The sequence below is a fragment of the Variovorax humicola genome (genome assembly GCF_037889915.1).
Taxonomy (GTDB): Bacteria; Pseudomonadota; Gammaproteobacteria; order Burkholderiales; family Burkholderiaceae_C; genus Variovorax; species Variovorax humicola.
The window spans coordinates 14,022-30,240 of sequence record NZ_JBBKZV010000025.1 but is presented as its reverse complement, the minus strand read 5'-3'; the positions used below and the strand labels follow the sequence as shown (position 1 = coordinate 30,240).

Genomic DNA, 16,219 nt, shown 5'->3' with positions numbered 1-16,219 from the left:
CATGCCTGTCACCGCACTTCACCACTTCACGATCCGTTGCACACCGGACGAACTGCCCTCGCTGGCCGACTTCTACACGCGCGTGATGCGACTGCAGGTCGGTGCGCGTCCGGAGATCCCTGCACCGGGTGCATGGCTCTATGCGGAGGGCCAGCCGATCGTGCATCTGTTCGCGCATCTGCCGAAGCCGGATGCGGCCATGCAGCCGGTCACCGGCCACGTCGACCACATCTCGTTCCGCTCGCGCGGACTGAACGAGATGCGCGAGCACCTCGGCATGCTGGGTGTGCCCTTCGCCGAGGCGCCGATTCCCGGGTGGGCCATCCATCAGCTGTTCCTCCATGACCCACGCGGACTCAAGATCGAAATGACCTTCTGGCTGGACCACGAAGAAGGGAGCGCGCCATGACCGACTTCATGCAGGCCGGGGAAGTGCGCGTTGCCTTCGAGCGCCAGGGCCAGGGTCCGGCGCTGGTGCTGATGCATGGCGCGGAGGCTTCGCGCCAGATGTTCGCCACGCTGGTGCCGCACCTGGCGCAGCACTTCACCGTGATCTCGTACGACCAGCGCGATTGCGGCGATACGCAGGCGCCCGAGCGTGCTGCCACGCTGGCGGACCTGGCGAACGACGCACACCTGTTCATCAAGGCGCTGGGGTTCAAGCGGGCGCACGTGTTCGGCTCGTCGTTCGGAGGACGTGTGGCGCAGGCGCTGGCGCTGTTGTATCCGCTGTCGATCGATCGCCTTGTGCTGGCCAGCACCTGGCCGCTGCCGCGCCCGTACGAGGAGCTGTGCCCGGACGCGCGTCGCCTGGCCGAACTGCGGCGCGGCCTGCCCGGCACGGCGGAGGAACTGGCGACATGGTTCTTTCCTGAAGCGTTTCTCGTGCAGCGGCCGGAGTTGCGGCGCGTATTCGCGAACGCCCGACCCGAATCGCCGCGCGCCACGCGTCGCGCCGCAACCGTGGCGACGACGCTGGAAAACGGCGTGGCCGACATCGTCGCACCGACCCTGGTGCTGGCCGGCGAACTCGATCGCGTGGTGCCGCCGACGGTGACGCTGGCCATGGCGGGGCGCATCCGCGGCGCGGACGCCGTGCTGCTGCCAGCCATCGGCCATGTGACCGCCATGCAGGCACCGGAAGTTCTCGCGCATCACATGGTCCGGTTTTTGAATCCCGCAGGAGTCAAGGCATGAACACAACCCTTCTACAGCCCGCGCCCGCAAGAAGCCTGGGCGGACGGCCCGACTACATCCGCATCGAAGGGTTGTCCAAGACCTTCGGTGGCCGCCGGGACGGCGTGCTCGCGATCAAGCAGATCGACTGCCTCATCGCGCAGGGCAGCTTCGTCACCATCGTCGGACCCAGTGGCTGCGGCAAGAGCACGCTGTTGCGCATTCTGGCCGGCTTGCTCGATTACGAAGTCGGCAGCGTGATGCTCGACGGCCAGCCGATCCATGGCACGCGCCGCGATGTGGGCGTCGTGTTCCAGAGTTCCATCCTGCTGCCGTGGCGCACCATCCTCGAGAACGTGATGCTGCCGGCCGAAGTGCTCGGGCTGGACAGGAAACAGGCGCGCGAACGCGCCATGCATCTGCTGCAGATGGTTCGCCTCGACGGCTTCGAGCACAAGCTGCCGCGCCAGTTGAGCGGCGGCATGCAGCAGCGCGCGTCCATCGCACGGGCGCTGTTGCACGACCCCAAGATTCTGCTGATGGACGAGCCCTTCGGCGCGCTCGACGCGATGACGCGCGAGCGCATGAACCTCGAGCTGCAGCGCATCTGGATGGAAAGCGGCAAGACCGTGGTGCTGATCACGCACTCCATCCCCGAGGCGGTGTTCCTCGGCGACAAGGTGTTCGTGATGTCGCCGCGCCCGGGCACGCTGGAGCGCGTGCTGCCGGTCGACCTGCCGCGGCCGCGAACCATGGAAGCGATGTCGCACCCGGCGTTTGCGGCCGCCGCCGCGTCGATCCGCGAGCGCTTCTCGCATGCCGCTTCGTTCGACTGAAAAAAGGATGCTGCCATGACGACTGCCATGTTGACCTCCGATTCCGGCCCGCGCCCTGACGACGCCGTCGCCCGGACCACGAAGGCGCGGCCCCGCGCCGGCCTGCTCGCATCCACCCGCGTGCAATCCATCCTGCTGCTGGCCACGCTGCTCGGCGCGTGGGAAGGGGCCGTGCGGCTGTTCAAGGTGCCCGTGCACCTGGTCCCGCCGGTCAGCGACATCGCGGTCGCGCTATGGCGCGGCCTCGCCACCGGGCCCATGGCAAAGGACGGCTTCTGGTATCACGGCGGTGTCACCCTCGCGGAGATCGCGCTGGGCTTCCTGATCGGCAGCGGCGTCGGCCTGGCGATCGGCATCGTGGTGTCGCAGATGCCCCGGGTGGAGGCGCTGCTGGAGCCCTACGTGGCCGCGCTGCAGAGCGTGCCCAAGGTGGCGGTGGCGCCGATCATCGTGGTCTGGCTCGGCTTCGGCATCAGCTCCAAGGTGGTGATCATCTGCCTGCTCACCTTCTTCCCGGTGCTGGTGACCAGCATCGCTGGCTTCAAGGCCGTGGACCCCGACCGCATCGACCTGTTGCGCTCGTTGTCCGCCACGCCATGGCAGATCTTCCGCAAGGCCAAGTTCCCCAGCGCGCTGCCCTTTGTCTTCGCCGGCTTGAACATGGCCGCTGCCTTCAGCGTGGTGGGCGCGGTGGTGGGGGAGTTCGTCGGCGCGCAGGCGGGCCTCGGCGTGCTGATCCTGCAGATGGAGGCGCAAGCCGACACCGGCGGCAGCTTTGCGGTGTGCGTCGTGCTCTCGGTGATCGGCATCGTGCTGACCGGCCTGCTGCGGCGCCTGCAGCGGCGAGTACTGCACTGGATGCCCGCAGACACCTCGCAGCGCACCGTGAATGCCTAGCTAGCTTTTTTCAACAAGGCCGGCGCAGTGCCGGCAAGGAGTGGACCATGTTGACGCGACGCGATTTCGGCCTGGGCCTTGGTGCCCTCGGATTGACCCACGGAATGCCGGCCATGGCGCAGGAACTGCGCATCATGAAGGTGGCGAACACCGCGGCGGTCAACGACCCGCAGCAATGCTTCGTCACGGCGGGCCAGCACCCGAAGCTGAACTTCTACAGGCCAAGCGGCGTGGACGTGGAGTACGTCAACATGTCGAGCATGACGCAGGCGCTGCAAAGCCTGCGCGCCGGCCACGTGGACTTCGGTCCGGCCGTGCCCGGCATCATGCTGCCGGCGATGGCCAAGGACCCGGCGCTGGACCTGGTCAGCGTCTACAAATGGCTGCCGCGCAATGCCAACGTGATCGTGGTGAAGCCGGGCAGCCCGATCAAGACGGCGGCGGACCTCGCGGGCAAGCGCATCGGCGTGCGCAGCCAGGGCGACACCGGGATCGTGGTCACCAGGACCATGCTGGCCGAACTCGGGCTGAAGGACGACAAGTGCGAGTACATCGCCATCGGCGACGGTGCACCGGCAGGCGCGGCAATCGACAACGACCGGGTCGATGCGATGGTGGCCTTCGACACCGCCGCGGCGCGCATCGAACTGGTGGGCACCAGGTTGCGCTACGTGCCGATCACGCCGAAGTTCGCCCAGGTGGGCTCCGGCTGGATCTGCGTGCCGCGCAAGCTGCTGAAGGAGGAGCGCAAGTCCCTGGTGGCGCTGTTGCGCGGCATCGCCAAGTCCACCATCTTCTCGAACAGCAACCTCGACGCCGGCATCGACCTGCACTGGGCCGTGTACCCCGAGAGCCGCCCCAAGGGCCGCAGCGAAGATGAAGCGCGCAAGGAACTGGCATTCATCATGAAGGACCGCAAGGAAAGCTGGATGCGCCGCCCGGACGACCCGGACCAGCGCATGGGTGCATCGTCGCTGGCCGAGTGGAAGGCCAACATCGAGATGGCCGCCGAGAGCACGAGGAACCCCAAGCTGGCCGAGGAACTGGGCGATCCGAATCGACTGTTCAGCAACGAGTTGATCGACGAGGTCAACGCCTTCGACAGGAAGGCGGTCGTGGAGATGGCGAAGTCGTTCAGGTTGTAGGGCCCGATCTGGCGGCAGACCTCGTCAGTACAACGCGGCAAGACCGTTGCGAATGGCCTCTGGCACGTTGGGCTCGGCCGCGATGCGTGCCAGGAAATTTCGGTCATCGGCAACCGTGAGCGGATCCAGCTCGATGGGCACGAGGATGCTGGACAGCTTCGGCGCCGCGAGACTCACCGGCTGCATGGCCGGACCTGTGAAGTCTTGTGGGCCGTTGAACGGCAGGCGCGGGCGTTGATCCATGCCCGTGTTGCTGATCTCGTCGAGCGCCAAGGTCCACACGAGCGGCTTCGGCGCGTCGATGGCCGACTGTGCTGCGCGCGCCGGCATCGCCGGGGGCTTCTCGATCTCGCGTGCGAGTTCGGGCAGCTTCATGAAGGCGTTCTGCAACGCAGCCTTGGCGGCACCGAGCGAAACCCTTGCCACGTCGGGGTCGCCGGTCGCTTGCTCCAGGAAGATTGCGCGGGCCCTCCCGCCCACCTTGAGCGCCTCGCCCTTGACGCCCAGCGCCTTCAGGGTCGCCGGCAGGCCGTAGCGCGGGATGCCGTTGATCATCACCAGGTTGATCGACGTTTCCCTGGCCTTGATGAGCGCCTCGTAGGGCTCGCCGGCGGTTCCGTTGACGACCACGAGGTCTGCGCGCTTGCCGGCCTCCAATCTTCCCAACGCGCCCTGCCATTTGAGGATGGCCGCCGCATCGCGCGTGGCCATGGCCACGAGATCCCTGGCGCTGAACGACCCATTGAGCAGGTGTTGTGAATACAGCCATGCAACCTTGAGTTCACCGAGCAGATTCTTGCTTCCGGAAGGCGACCAGTCGCTGCCGATGCCGATGCGGACCTGCCCTGCGCGCGCGGCGTCCACTTGCGCCGTTGCGCCATAGAGCAGCATGTTGCTGAGTGGCGACCAGATCATCGAGCCGCCGAATTTCCCGAGCACCTTGAAATCATCTGCGGTCAGCCCCGCGGAATGGATGGCTGCAAGACGGTCGTTGATTGCCCACGCGTCCGGCGCCACCTCCAGCGCAAGAAAATGCTTGCGCGCCTCGGAGGTCGTGGCGCCCGGGGGCGTGACCCCTTCGCTCATATGCAGGAGGAAGCAACTGTCCTCCTTGTTGAGGCGCGCCATGAAGGCACGGGCGTCCTTCGCGTCCACATCGGCGATCCGCGCCTGCGCTTCGGACAGTGCGGGGTCGTCGGTCTTCTCCACGTTGCGCAGGATGCCCCGGTAGTAGCGCTGCACGCCTGCGTTGCTGTTGAGCATGATGCCCTGGCTGGTCGTGACGCCGCCGAGAAGGCACTTGCATTCGACGTAGCGCACCAGGGGCGCAAGAAGCGCCGCCTGTCCCTGCGCATCGCGGTACTGTCCGATGACGGTCATGGGTCCGCTGATGAGCTTTCGGTAGTCTGGGTGCTGGGGCCACTGCCCGCGGTTGTTGAAGAGTTTCGGTACCGGACTCCACAACGGCAACGCGTTGTAGCTGAGATGGTTGTGCAGCTCGATCAGGCCCGGATAGATCGTTCCCCGTGTCGCCACGACGGCAACGTCCTCGAAGCCGCTCGGAGGCTTGTCGCCCTTGCCGAGGATGGCAACGATGGTTCCATTGCCGATGTAGACAACGCCATCCTTCCTGACGCTGAATGCGTCGTCCATGGTCACCACCCGGCCGGCGATGGCGAGTCGGGGGCTCGCGAGCGGGTCGATCGGCGCCGGTGCCCTGGCAGCGGCCTGAGGGGCCGTGCGTGCGGCAGGCGTCTTGCCGCCCTTGACCGCGCCCTCGGCGAGCGGATACCAGGTTCGCTTTCTTGCCGTCATGCAACCACCCCCTTGGTCACCGTGAGCGTGATGTTGCGGCGCTTGGCCAATTCATCCGCGCCCTTGCGCGCGGCCCATCCATCGTTGTCGCGCATCCACGCGGGAAGGCCGGCGGGATAGTCCATTTCAGGAATCGGCAGGCGATCACCTTCTGCCCACGCATCGCCATAGAGTGCGAGCGGCGTTGGCGCATCCGGGTGCGCCACGCTCGAATGCACTGCCTGCAGCGCAGCGTTCCAGTTGCGCAGCATCTTCGTGGTCGCCAGCGCGAGCTTTGCCTTGTCGCCGCCGGATGAACTCTCCGGCTGCGTCGGATGCGTTATCGCGGCATACGCCGGGCTCGAAGCCTGACCTTGGGGTGTTGCCTTCCATGCGGTCCAGGCGCCATCGGCTGCCTGCCCCAGCGCGATGACGACCTCGATCTTCTGCTCGCCCAACAGGGCCTGCAGCCAGCGGTTTCGGTAGTCGACCAGCGCGGGGTTCCGGCGCGTTGCGGCCTTGACGCTGCCATACACGCTGTACAGGTAAGTGTTGATGAATGCGTAGCTCGTGGTGAAGCCGAGCTTTGCCAGCAGACCTTGTACCCTGCGCCCGGCCTCGCCGACGAGTATTCGGCGGACGATGGTCTCGTGTTGGGCAGGATCCTGCCCCACCACGAGAACGCGCGCCGATCCGTCCAGCCGGCCGCGGTGAAATATCGGTCCCCACTCGACCCTGAATTCACTGGCCGGATAGACAGCGGCATCAGGGTAGTCCGAGCAAAGCGTCAGGAACGGCTCGGCAACGTATCCGGGATCAAACGGGTGCAGCATGGGCGTCCCTCCTGCCGACCGCAGCGAGATGCACGCCATGCAAAGCGCGCGGCCGGGCGTAAGGGTAGCCCTCGGGTCGGAAGCCGGCAACCTCACTTTCTGGGAGGAAAAGCAAGTCTCTGCCGGGGTCGCTGTGTGCGAGGCCTCCTGCCTGTGGCTGGCAAGGCAGCCAATTGGTCAGGTGATGACGACTTCGGCGCGCGTCAGGATGGTCCTTGGTATCGTCAAATCGAGCGCCTTCGCGGTCTTCAGATTCACTGCCAACGTGAATACTGTCGGCTGGGCAATCGGCAGATCGGCAGGCTTCGCACCCCGGAGGATCTTGTCCAGGTAATACACATTCAGCCGATGGAGTTCGTTGCTGTTGACGTAGTAGCACATCAATCCCCCGATCTGCGCGTACTCCTCGTTTGCGTAGATCGCAGGCAATCGCTCGCTTGCCGCGAAGTCGACGATGTTGCTTCGGAACAGCCAGGTGAGTGGATCTTCCAGCGTCATCAATGCATCTGCCCTGGCCTTTCGAGCCATTTCAAAGGCGTCCTGCAAGTCATCCGGGCCCGTGAAATTGCACGGTTCGAGTTTGAACGCAAGGTCCCGGGCGGCTTGCCGGGTTGCCTCCCAATCCCTCAGCTTTACGGGATTGGCGACGTTCCAAAGCACCGCGATACGCAAGGCACCCGGGAGCAATTCCCGCAGCAACTGCACGCGCTTCACACACAGTTCAGGCAGCATCAGGCTGCCGCCGGTGATGTTCCCTCCGGGTCTTGCCAAGCTCGCGATGAGTCCCCGCCCCAAGGGATCGCCATGGACCATGAACACGATCGGGATGGTGTCCGTGGCCTGTTTCGCCGCCTCCGTCTGTGGCGCGGCGAAAGCCACGATGACATCCACTTTCAGGCGAACAAGCTCGGCCGCAAGTTCAGGCAGACGCTCCGTTCGATCCGTGTACCTGTAGATGACGATCAGGTTCTTGTCGAGGACCCATCCGAGCCTGGCCATGCCCTGGGCCCATGCAGGCGTATAAGGAGGAGTCGTCTCCGGTGGGTCAACGCCCAGCCAGCCGATCCGGTAGATCCTGCCCGGCTCCTGTGCACGCGTCACCTGCGGCAGCCCGGCAAGTGCACACAGCCCCACGGAAATGTCTCGCCTGTTCATGATGTCGCCTTTCCGGGTGACACGCGACGTTGCACCGCACAGTATCAACGGGCGCCGGCCCGAGTCAACGGGCGGCAGCCAGACTCAAGTGCTGAATCGACTGAAGCCCTGCGGCCCGGTTCCTGTCGCGGGCGAGGCGTACATTCGGGCAGTCGGCCGCCGATCGGGCACACCATGTACTCCACGAAACGGAAAACGTTCCATTGACGGCATCGAGCACCGATATCCCCGCCCGCCTCGACCGGCTGCCCTGGTCGCGCTGGCACTGGCGCGTCGTGATTGCACTGGGCGTGGCCTGGGTGCTCGACGGGCTGGAGGTGACTCTGGTCGGCTCGGTCGGCAGCGTGCTGGAGCGGCCCGACACGCTCGGCCTCACCGCCGCGCAGATCGGCGGGGCGGGCTCGCTCTACATCGGCGGCGCGGTCATCGGCGCGCTGCTGTTCGGCCGTCTTGCGGACCGGCTCGGGCGCAAGAAGCTTTTCCTGGCCACGCTGGCCATCTACACACTGGCGACGCTGGCGACCGCCTTTTCAACCGATTTCGCCTTCTTTGCGCTGTGCCGCTTCCTGACGGGCCTGGGCATCGGCGGCGAATACGCAGCCATCAACTCCGCCATCGACGAACTGATCCCGGCGCGCGTGCGCGGGCGCGTGAACCTTGCGATCAACGGCAGCTTCTGGATCGGCGCCGCGCTGGGTGCGGGCGTGAGCCTGGTGTTGCTCGATGTCCGCGTGCTCGGCCCGGTGTGGGGCTGGCGCGCGGGCTTCGCACTGGGTGCATTGCTGGCCATCGCGATCCTGCTGGTGCGGCGCGACGTGCCGGAAAGCCCGCGCTGGCTGATCTCGCACGGGCGCGCCGACGAGGCCAACGCGATCATCGCCCGCATCGAGGCCGAGGTGTCGGCGCAGCATGGCCCGCTGCCTGCCGTGACCACGCGATTGAGCTTCGTCCAGCAGGCCGCGCCGACGATCCGGCAGATGGCCGACGTGCTCTTTCACCAATACCGCCGCCGCAGCGTGGTCGCACTGTCGTTGATGATTTCGCAGGCGTTTTTCTACAACGCGATCTTCTTCACCTATGCGCTGGTGCTGACGCGCTTCCACGGCGTGCCGGAGGGTCGCGTCGCGCTCTACATCTTTCCGTTTGCGTTGGGCAATGTGCTGGGGCCGTTGCTGCTCGGACCGCTGTTCGACCGTGTCGGGCGGCGCCGGATGATCGGCGTGACCTATGTGCTCTCCGGCGTCGGCCTTGCGCTGACCGGTGTGGCGTTCATGGCCGGCTGGCTCGATGCGCTGGGCCAGGCGCTGTGCTGGTCAGCGGTGTTCTTCCTGGCCTCGGCGGCGGCGAGTTCGGCGTACCTCACGGTGAGCGAGGTGTTTCCACTGGAGATGCGAGCGTTGGCCATTTCGGTTTTCTATGCGGTGGGCACGGGGGCCGGCGGGTTCGCGGCGCCATGGCTGTTCGGCATGCTGATCGAGACCGGCAGCCGTGGCGCGGTGGCGGTGGGCTATGCGATCGGCGCGGTGCTGGTCATTGCGGCCGGTCTGGTCGCATGGCGCTACGCGGTGGATGCCGAGCGGCGAGCGCTGGAGGACATTGCGCCGCCGATGGGGTCTGTCGGGTGACGCGCTACATCAGCGCCTGATCGATACCCTCCAGCGCCCAGCCGTTGCCGGCCGCGACAGCCGTCGCCCTCAGCTCCCGCAGCCGGGTCATGGCGGCCTCGTCGTTGTCCTTCTGCGCCGCCGCGGCGATGGCGCGCGCCCGCTCGACCATCAACACGACCCAGGGCAAGGTCTCGCCCCGGAACGTCCGCTCCAGCGCGTCCGCATGGTGCAACGCGCGCGACCAATCGCGGGCGGCGAGGCAGGCCTCCATGACATCGCGGTAGAACCAGAGGTGGTTGTGCGCGATGCCGGTGTCCTTCAGCAAGGATTCCCCTTCGGCCAGATGCGCCATCCGCGCTTCAGCGGAATCGGCCACCCGTGCCAATCGTCCTTCGAGCGCGGCGCCGATGAATCCGAGCCCGGTCTGGCGTGCGAGCGCGAGTGCCTGCTCCAGGTCGTTGCGTGCCTGGGCGCGATCGCCCCGCCGCAGGTGGTGCTCGGCGAAGAAGTACAGCACGGTCGCCTCGTAGCGGCGTGAACCGGCCAGCCGCGCCAGCACGAGCGCCTTCTCGGCTGACGCACTTGCCTCTTCGAAGCGACCCGCCTCGGTGAGCACCTGGGTCAGCGTGGCCTGTGCGAAGACCTGCACGGGCACGACGCCGAAGCGCTGCGCGTCCTCGCAGACCGATCGGGCTTCGGCAATGGCAGCTTCCAATTGGTTGGCGTACCACAGGCAGTGACCGATCATGCAGCGGTTGGGCCCGGCGATGCGGATCTGCGCCCCGCACAGCGCAACGCAGCGCCGGAAGTAGTCGAGCGCACTGGCCATGCGGCCCTCGGCATAGCGCGCATCACCGAGGCCGCTCAGTGCCCGCGCCTGGCTCTCCGGGTCGCCGCATTGCTCGGCAAGCTGCAGCGCCAGCACATGCTGCGCGTCGCACTCCACGATCCGGCCCTGGGCGAAAAAGAGGTTGCCCTGCGTGTGATGGATGCGCGAGCGTTCGATGGTCAGATCGAGCCGTTCGGCGATCGGCCGGGCTTCGCCGAGCGCCTGCATGGCCGCCGCGAATTCGCCGGTCACGCGATGGCCGGCGGCAATGCCCATCCAGGCCTGGCAGCGAAGCAGGTCGTCGCCGGCCAGTTCGAGCGCGCGCTGGAAAGCAGCGATCGATTCGCTGGAGCGTCCGATCTCGCGCAACATCTCGCCGCACAGCAACGCGAGTTCGCAGCCGACCGCGGCATCGCCTCGCGCGGGGTCGGCCGCCAGCGTGCCGCCGCGCTCGGCCAGCCGCAGCGCGCTTTCGAAGCGCAGCCGCCCGGCCTCCTGCGTCGCAGCGCGCAGGTAGGCCGCCGCGGCGCCCGCGTCCTCGGCCCGGTCGAGATGCTCAGCCTGCAGCACCGGATCGTCGTTGCCGAACCAGCGCGCGGCAGCCTGATGCAACTCGCGCCGCCGGCTCTTGAGCGTCGACGCATAGACGGCCTCCTGGATCAGCGCGTGCGCGAAGAGGAAATCCGCGCCGTCGGGCCGCACGATGTCGGCCGCCACCAGGACGTTGCAATTCGCATCCGGCGCGTCGGCGACACCGCGCAGGTTGGCAAGAGAGAAGCGCTTGCCGATCACCGCGGCGGCCTGCAAGGCGGCGCGATCGGGCGCGGTGAGGCGATCCATGCGCTCCAACACCAGGCTCTGGATGGTCGGCGGCACGGCGGGCACGAGCCCGGGCGTCTCGCTGGCGCGCGCGGTTCGCAGCAACTGTTCGAGGAACAGCGGGTTGCCCTCCGCGCGTTCGATGCACATCAGCGCAAAACGGCTCGACGCTTCCACCAGCCCGCCGGCCAGCAAGCGCGACTCCTGCGGCCGCAGTGGCGCCAGATCGATGGTCATGAAGGCACTGCCATGGATCGATGCCCGCCAGGCCTTGTCGATCGGATCGCCCTCGATGCGCGAGGTGAGCAGCAGGATCATCGGCGCCCGCGCGGCCGCACGCGTGATCGCTGCCACCTGCCGCAGCAGCTCCGGGGAGGCCCAGTGGATGTCCTCGATCAGCACCAGTTGCGGACGCGCGGCAGCCGCCCGCTGCAACAGCGAACACAGCGCTTCGCTCGCGCGCCGCAGCCGGGTGGCGTTGTCCATCGCTTCGAATATCGCCTCCAGCGGTTTCGGCTGCGGCAGGTCGAGCCACTCGTTGACGAACAGCGCTTCGTCGTCCGTCACCAGGCCGCGTGCGGCTGCCGCCTGCAGTGCCGCGCGGCGTTGGTTTTCGTCGTCGAGCGAACTCACCTGCAGCAGCGCCTTCAGCAAGGTCGGGATGGCGTCCTGCCCCTTACCCACGCCGAAGTCCAGCACCTGGCCCGAGGGCGTGTCGAACCCCAGATCGCGAGCGCGCGCCCGGAACTCTTCCACCAGACGGGACTTGCCGATGCCAGCATCGCCGCGCACCAGCACGGTGGCACCGGCGCCGGTCTCGCGCACGGCATCGAGCGCACCGACCAGTTGCCCCAACTCGGCTTGCCGGCCGACGAAGGGCAGGCGTTCGCCGCGAGCCTGGCGCAGGCCGAGCACGCGCCAGAGTTCCATCGGCGCCGCGAAGCCCTTGACCACCTGGTGGCCCGCCGCCTGCACCTCGACGCTGCCGGCGACTTCGCGGTACAGCGCATCGGAAATCAGCGTCTCGCCCGCCTGGGCCAGCGCATCGAGCCGCGCGGCGAGATTGACCGCATCACCAGTGACCGAGTACTTGGCCTTGCCGCCGCCGCTGATCACCGCGGCCACCACCTCGCCCTTGGCGATGCCGATGTGCAGCCGCAGCGGCGTGCCGTGGCAGTCCGGAACGCCAGCGGCCGCGCTGTGCATGGCGAACGCGGCATGCAGCGCCCGCTGCGCGTCGTTGCCATGGGCCACCGGGGCGCCGAAGACCGCCATGACGGCGTCGCCGGCCCGGTCGAGAACTCGGCCGCCGTGGGATTCGACCACCCCGTCCATGGCATCGAAGAAACGCCCGAGCATCTCCTGGATCTGCTCCGGGTCGCTGCTGGCGCACAGCGCGGTGTAGCCGGTGATGTCGGCGAACAGCACGGCCGCCTGACGACGATCCGCGGTCGCCGCGCCGGGCGCCGCCCAGACATCGCGCGAAGGCTCGTGCATCGGTTGCGCCGGGGGAGGCGCGGGCACGGCCCCCGGCGCCGACCGCCCGCATTCGCTGCAGAACTTCGCCTGCGCGGCAAGCTCGTGGCCACAGTTCGCGCACTGGCGTGGCAACGCGGTGCCGCATTCCTCGCAGAACTTGGCCCCCTGCGAATTGGGATGGCGACACCGTGGGCACTGCATTGGTGGAGTTTCTTCGCTGGCGCGCGCGGTGTCGAGGGTCGCGGGTTTGCCCGCTGAACTTGGCGTTTTCCTGTCGGTCAAAGCCTTGTCGCCGCGAAAATCGCTTTCATGCGGCGGCAGGAGGTAAACACCATGAAGCACGTGAAGCACTGGCAGGATCCGCTGAACGCGGCGCTCGGCGTTTGGTTGATTCTTTCGCCCTGGTTGGTGGGCTTTCAGGACCAGGCGACCCCGGCAATGAATGCGGTGGCCGTCGGGATTTTGCTGGGCGCAGCTGCTCTGGGCGCTACCTTCGTACCCCGGGCTTGGGAAGAATGGACCGAAGGCGCGTTGGGCTTGTGGATGGTCATCTCTCCGTGGGCGCTCGGCTTTGAAATGTCGCGCGAACCGATGTTGAATGCCGTGGTCACGGGCGTGGCCGTGATGGTGCTGGCCGTGTGGGTGCTGGCCACCGACAAGGACTATGTCCACTGGCGCAAGCCGGCGCATTGATCTCTTGCCGACGGCCGTCCGAAGTCAGGGTTTGCATGCCGCGGGCGGCAGCGCCGGGCATGTCGCACGGTAGCGCTCGTCCTGCAACCAGGTGCGCCATTCGCCGCAGTCCAGGTTCCGGCCGAGGTGGAGGCACGCCTGGGCGATGACGTCGCCGGTACGCCAGGCGACGACGCGCAGGCGGCGTCCATCCGAGAACGCCAGGCGGCGCCCATCGGGGAGGAAAACCAGCGGCCCGTCGTCTCCGGGCCGGGGGTAGCGTGCGACCTCCTCTCCATCGGCAAGGCGCCAGATCACGACCCGGTTCTTGGCCCTCGATACCGGATCGGTCAGGCCGGCGGCGAGGTATTGCCCGTCCGGCGAAAGCGCCAGGTGCGGGACCCATCCCTCGTGCCCGATGCCGCGCAACTTGCGGCCGGCCAGGTCGAGGACATCCACCGAGCCACCCGCGGTAATGGCGACAAGCAAACGGTCGGGCGCGAACACGATGTCGTTGGCCTTCTCCTCCGGCAGGATCGACTCGCTCGCGCCCTGGGTGTCCCACAGGCGCAGGGAGTTCTCGCGATTCGAGGTGGCGTTGAAGGCAAGCCGCTTGCCATCGGCGCTGAAGAAGGGCCTTGCGTCTGAAAACGGGTCGAGCGGCAGATCGCGGGTGTCGCAGGGTTTCTCGCCGCCGTTGCCGGACACGGTGCAGCGGTCGAGCCGGAAGTAGCCGCGCACCGACTTGCCGGTCGTGGCGACGAGCACCTGCCCGTCGGGCGTGAATGCACCCGCCACGATGGCTGAATAAGGGAAGTCGCTCAGGCGGCGACGAAACACCGCCTCGCCGCCAGCAACCGGCAACACCTCGAACTGGCGCCCTTGAGGCACCGCAAGCAACTTGCTGTCGGGGCTGAAGGCCAGCCCGGCGACCCGCTGGTCAGGATGGGCCAATTCGCGTGTCTGCCCGTCCGACATCCGAATGGCCACCACCTGCGCCTGGGGTTCCACACCCGCGGCGGCGAGCCATTGCCCGTCCGGACTCGCGGCCAGAGCCCAGATCGGACCTGGAATCTCGGCCAGCAGATCAGCCTCCTGTTCCAACGGCCAGAGGTAGATGCCACCCATGCCGGCCGCCAGGATGCTTCGCTCGTCGGGCGCGAAGGTGGCCTGGGTCATGTAGCCGGAGTGGGCGGCTCGCCACACTTCGCGCCGATCTGCAATGCGCCAGATGCGCACGGTGTTGTCGTAGCTCGCGGTCAGCAGGCGCGCGCCGTCACGGCTGAAGCGCAGGCTGTTCACCGGGCGGTCGTGCGGGAGGTCGGCGAGGAGGCTGCCGGTGCGGGCGTCGTGCAGGCGCGCGACATTGCCGCAGGCGGCGGCAAGCACTTTGGCGTCCGGGGAGAACGCGACGTCCGCATAGGGCCCGTCGCAAGCCAGCTCGAACAGGCGCTGGCCGCTACCGGTGTCGAAGATCTCCAGAGCCTGGTAACCCATCGCAACCAACAGAGAACCGTCCGGGCTGAAGCGCGGCATTGCTTCACGCGCGAGCTCCAGGCGCTTCGGCGGCCCCGCACCGGCCGGAGCCGACAGCACGAGACTGCGGTCGCGGTGCTGCACCAGAAGCCGGCCGGACGCGTCGAAGGTGACAAGCGCTGCCGTGTCCAATGCCGGGTCGGGCCTCGCGGCGCCGGTCGCGGTTTCCACGAGCCGCGGTCCGACAGCGAGCACGCGGCCTTCCGGGCTGAATTCGAGACGATGCAATCGCTCCGCCTGCAGGGATTCGAGCAGCGGCAGGTACGCCGGTGCCGGCTGCATCTCGGTGCCCTCGGCAAGGCGTAGTGCGTGCCAGTGCTTGCCCGCGTCGAAGAACAGCACACAGCAGCCGTCCGGGGTAAGCAGGGGTTTGCTCTCGTGGTACTTGGCGGCCTCCCAGAGCCGACGTCCGTCAGGTACGCTGAACGCGCTCAGCCGATTGCCCTGGTCCGCCAACGCCACCCGGCCGTCGCGGCTGTAGTTGGCTGCCGCGTTGGAGAAACCTTCCGCCAGGCGCAGCGGTCGTGGCGGCAGGAGCCGCATGGCCGCCTGCAGCGCCTGCTGCGTCTCCAGCGTGTCCAGCCGGCGCACGGACTCGATCGCGAGCAGGCTCGCGAGTTCGATGGCAGCGGGTTGCTCGACCCGGATGCGCGCGGACTGGGCTGCCAGCTGCCGTGCGAGCGCGATCTGCTGGCGCGTGTCGGCGAGGTCGCGCTGGCGTTCGGCCTCCAGCCGCTGTGCATTCGAATACCACACGCCCGCGCTGAGCAGGACGATCAATGCAGATGCCGCAGCCCCCCAGAGCCGGTTGCGGCGCCTGCGCTGCTGCTCGTCGCGGCGTCGCAGGACATCGAGTTCGACGCCCAGGAGGCCGGCGAGCAACTTGAGCAGGGCACCATTGCGGCCATCTCCGGCAGGACGCGCATCGGCCGCCAGCGGCTCCGCCGCTTCGCGGGTGAGTTCACCGTCCGGTCCCACCCTGAAGCGGATGGCCTGCGGAAAGCACTCCCGCGCCGCGCCTCCCTCGGCATCGCCCGCATGGGGCTCGCCGTCTACGATGATGCAGTAGACCCGCTGTTCTCCATGCGTCGCCTTGAAGCTGCGAATCTCCTCCGCCACCCAGCGCGAGCGAGCCGCCTGCGGCGAACAGATCACCACCAGCGCGCGTGAATCGGCCAGCGCCTCGCGGATGCGCGCCGGGAGATCGGCGGCGCTGGCGAGTTCCTCCCGATCGCGAAACACAGGGAACAGGCGCTGCGGAAGCGCACCATGCTTGCCCGTGAGGCCCGCCAATTGCCGGGGCAGTCGATAGCCTTCCAGCGCGCGATGCAGCCAGGAGGCCCAGCGCTCGTCCGCATGGCTGTAGCTGAGGAAGGCCCAATAGCGGGATTGCCCGGACGGGGCGACGTGTTCCGACACAGCTTGGCCCCCTTGTATCGAG

At 67.5% G+C, this 16,219-nt stretch carries 12 protein-coding genes and 1 pseudogene; 7 read left to right on the top strand and 6 right to left on the bottom strand.

The window, feature by feature from the left end; genetic code table 11:
* Nucleotide 1: 1 nt before the first annotated feature.
* From WKW80_RS27460 to WKW80_RS27440, 5 genes are read left to right on the top strand one after another with little or no spacing between them, the layout of a single operon-like run.
* Nucleotides 2–409, top strand: a complete 408-nt coding sequence (locus WKW80_RS27460; RefSeq protein ID WP_340366758.1) for a VOC family protein — start codon at nt 2–4, stop codon at nt 407–409.
* Nucleotides 406–1,197: an alpha/beta fold hydrolase gene (locus WKW80_RS27455; protein ID WP_340366757.1), complete on the top strand. Its 792-nt coding sequence runs from the start codon at nt 406–408 to the stop codon at nt 1,195–1,197. Before WKW80_RS27460 ends, WKW80_RS27455 begins: the two co-directional genes overlap by 4 nt.
* Complete coding sequence (locus WKW80_RS27450; RefSeq protein WP_340366756.1) at nt 1,194–2,012, top strand: ABC transporter ATP-binding protein; 819 nt, start codon at nt 1,194–1,196, stop codon at nt 2,010–2,012. Before WKW80_RS27455 ends, WKW80_RS27450 begins: the two co-directional genes overlap by 4 nt.
* A gap of 15 nt (nt 2,013–2,027) precedes the next feature.
* Nucleotides 2,028–2,909: an ABC transporter permease gene (locus tag WKW80_RS27445; protein WP_340366755.1), complete on the top strand. Its 882-nt coding sequence runs from the start codon at nt 2,028–2,030 to the stop codon at nt 2,907–2,909.
* Between the two features lie 47 nt (nt 2,910–2,956).
* Nucleotides 2,957–4,054 (top strand): ABC transporter substrate-binding protein, encoded by a 1,098-nt coding sequence (locus WKW80_RS27440; protein WP_340366754.1) that lies wholly within the window; start codon nt 2,957–2,959, stop codon nt 4,052–4,054.
* A 24-nt stretch (nt 4,055–4,078) separates the two neighbouring features.
* Here the strand turns inward: WKW80_RS27440 and WKW80_RS27435 are convergent, their stop codons facing one another.
* From WKW80_RS27435 to WKW80_RS27425, 3 genes are all read right to left on the bottom strand, one after another.
* Nucleotides 4,079–5,869: an amidohydrolase family protein gene (locus tag WKW80_RS27435; RefSeq protein WP_340366753.1), complete on the bottom strand. Its 1,791-nt coding sequence runs from the start codon at nt 5,867–5,869 to the stop codon at nt 4,079–4,081.
* Entirely contained in the window at nt 5,866–6,681 is an 816-nt protein-coding gene (locus tag WKW80_RS27430) for a uracil-DNA glycosylase family protein (RefSeq protein WP_340366752.1), read from the bottom strand. Before WKW80_RS27430 ends, WKW80_RS27435 begins: the two co-directional genes overlap by 4 nt.
* 177 nt (nt 6,682–6,858) lie before the next feature.
* Entirely contained in the window at nt 6,859–7,836 is a 978-nt protein-coding gene (locus tag WKW80_RS27425; RefSeq protein WP_340366751.1) for an ABC transporter substrate-binding protein, read from the bottom strand.
* A gap of 203 nt (nt 7,837–8,039) precedes the next feature.
* Between WKW80_RS27425 and WKW80_RS27420 the strand changes: the two genes are divergently transcribed.
* Nucleotides 8,040–9,461, top strand: coding sequence for an MFS transporter (locus WKW80_RS27420; RefSeq protein WP_340366750.1), 1,422 nt, complete (start codon nt 8,040–8,042; stop codon nt 9,459–9,461).
* Nucleotides 9,462–9,465: 4 nt separating this feature from the next.
* On the opposite strand, the gene WKW80_RS27415 is transcribed toward WKW80_RS27420, so the two are convergent.
* Both WKW80_RS27415 and WKW80_RS37440 read right to left on the bottom strand, forming a co-directional pair.
* The gene (locus tag WKW80_RS27415; protein ID WP_340366749.1) at nt 9,466–12,588 is read right to left on the bottom strand and encodes an adenylate/guanylate cyclase domain-containing protein; all 3,123 of its coding nucleotides are present in this window, start codon (nt 12,586–12,588) and stop codon (nt 9,466–9,468) included.
* 57 nt (nt 12,589–12,645) lie between these two features.
* Nucleotides 12,646–12,771: pseudogene (locus tag WKW80_RS37440) on the bottom strand (double zinc ribbon domain-containing protein); the annotation flags it as partial.
* Between the two features lie 132 nt (nt 12,772–12,903).
* On the opposite strand from WKW80_RS37440, the gene WKW80_RS27410 reads away from it, so the two are divergent.
* The gene (locus WKW80_RS27410) at nt 12,904–13,263 is read left to right on the top strand and encodes an SPW repeat protein (protein WP_340366748.1); all 360 of its coding nucleotides are present in this window, start codon (nt 12,904–12,906) and stop codon (nt 13,261–13,263) included.
* A gap of 24 nt (nt 13,264–13,287) precedes the next feature.
* Here the strand turns inward: WKW80_RS27410 and WKW80_RS27405 are convergent, their stop codons facing one another.
* Nucleotides 13,288–16,197, bottom strand: a complete 2,910-nt coding sequence (locus WKW80_RS27405) for a TIR domain-containing protein (RefSeq protein ID WP_340366747.1) — start codon at nt 16,195–16,197, stop codon at nt 13,288–13,290.
* Between the last annotated feature and the right edge of the window lie 22 nt (nt 16,198–16,219).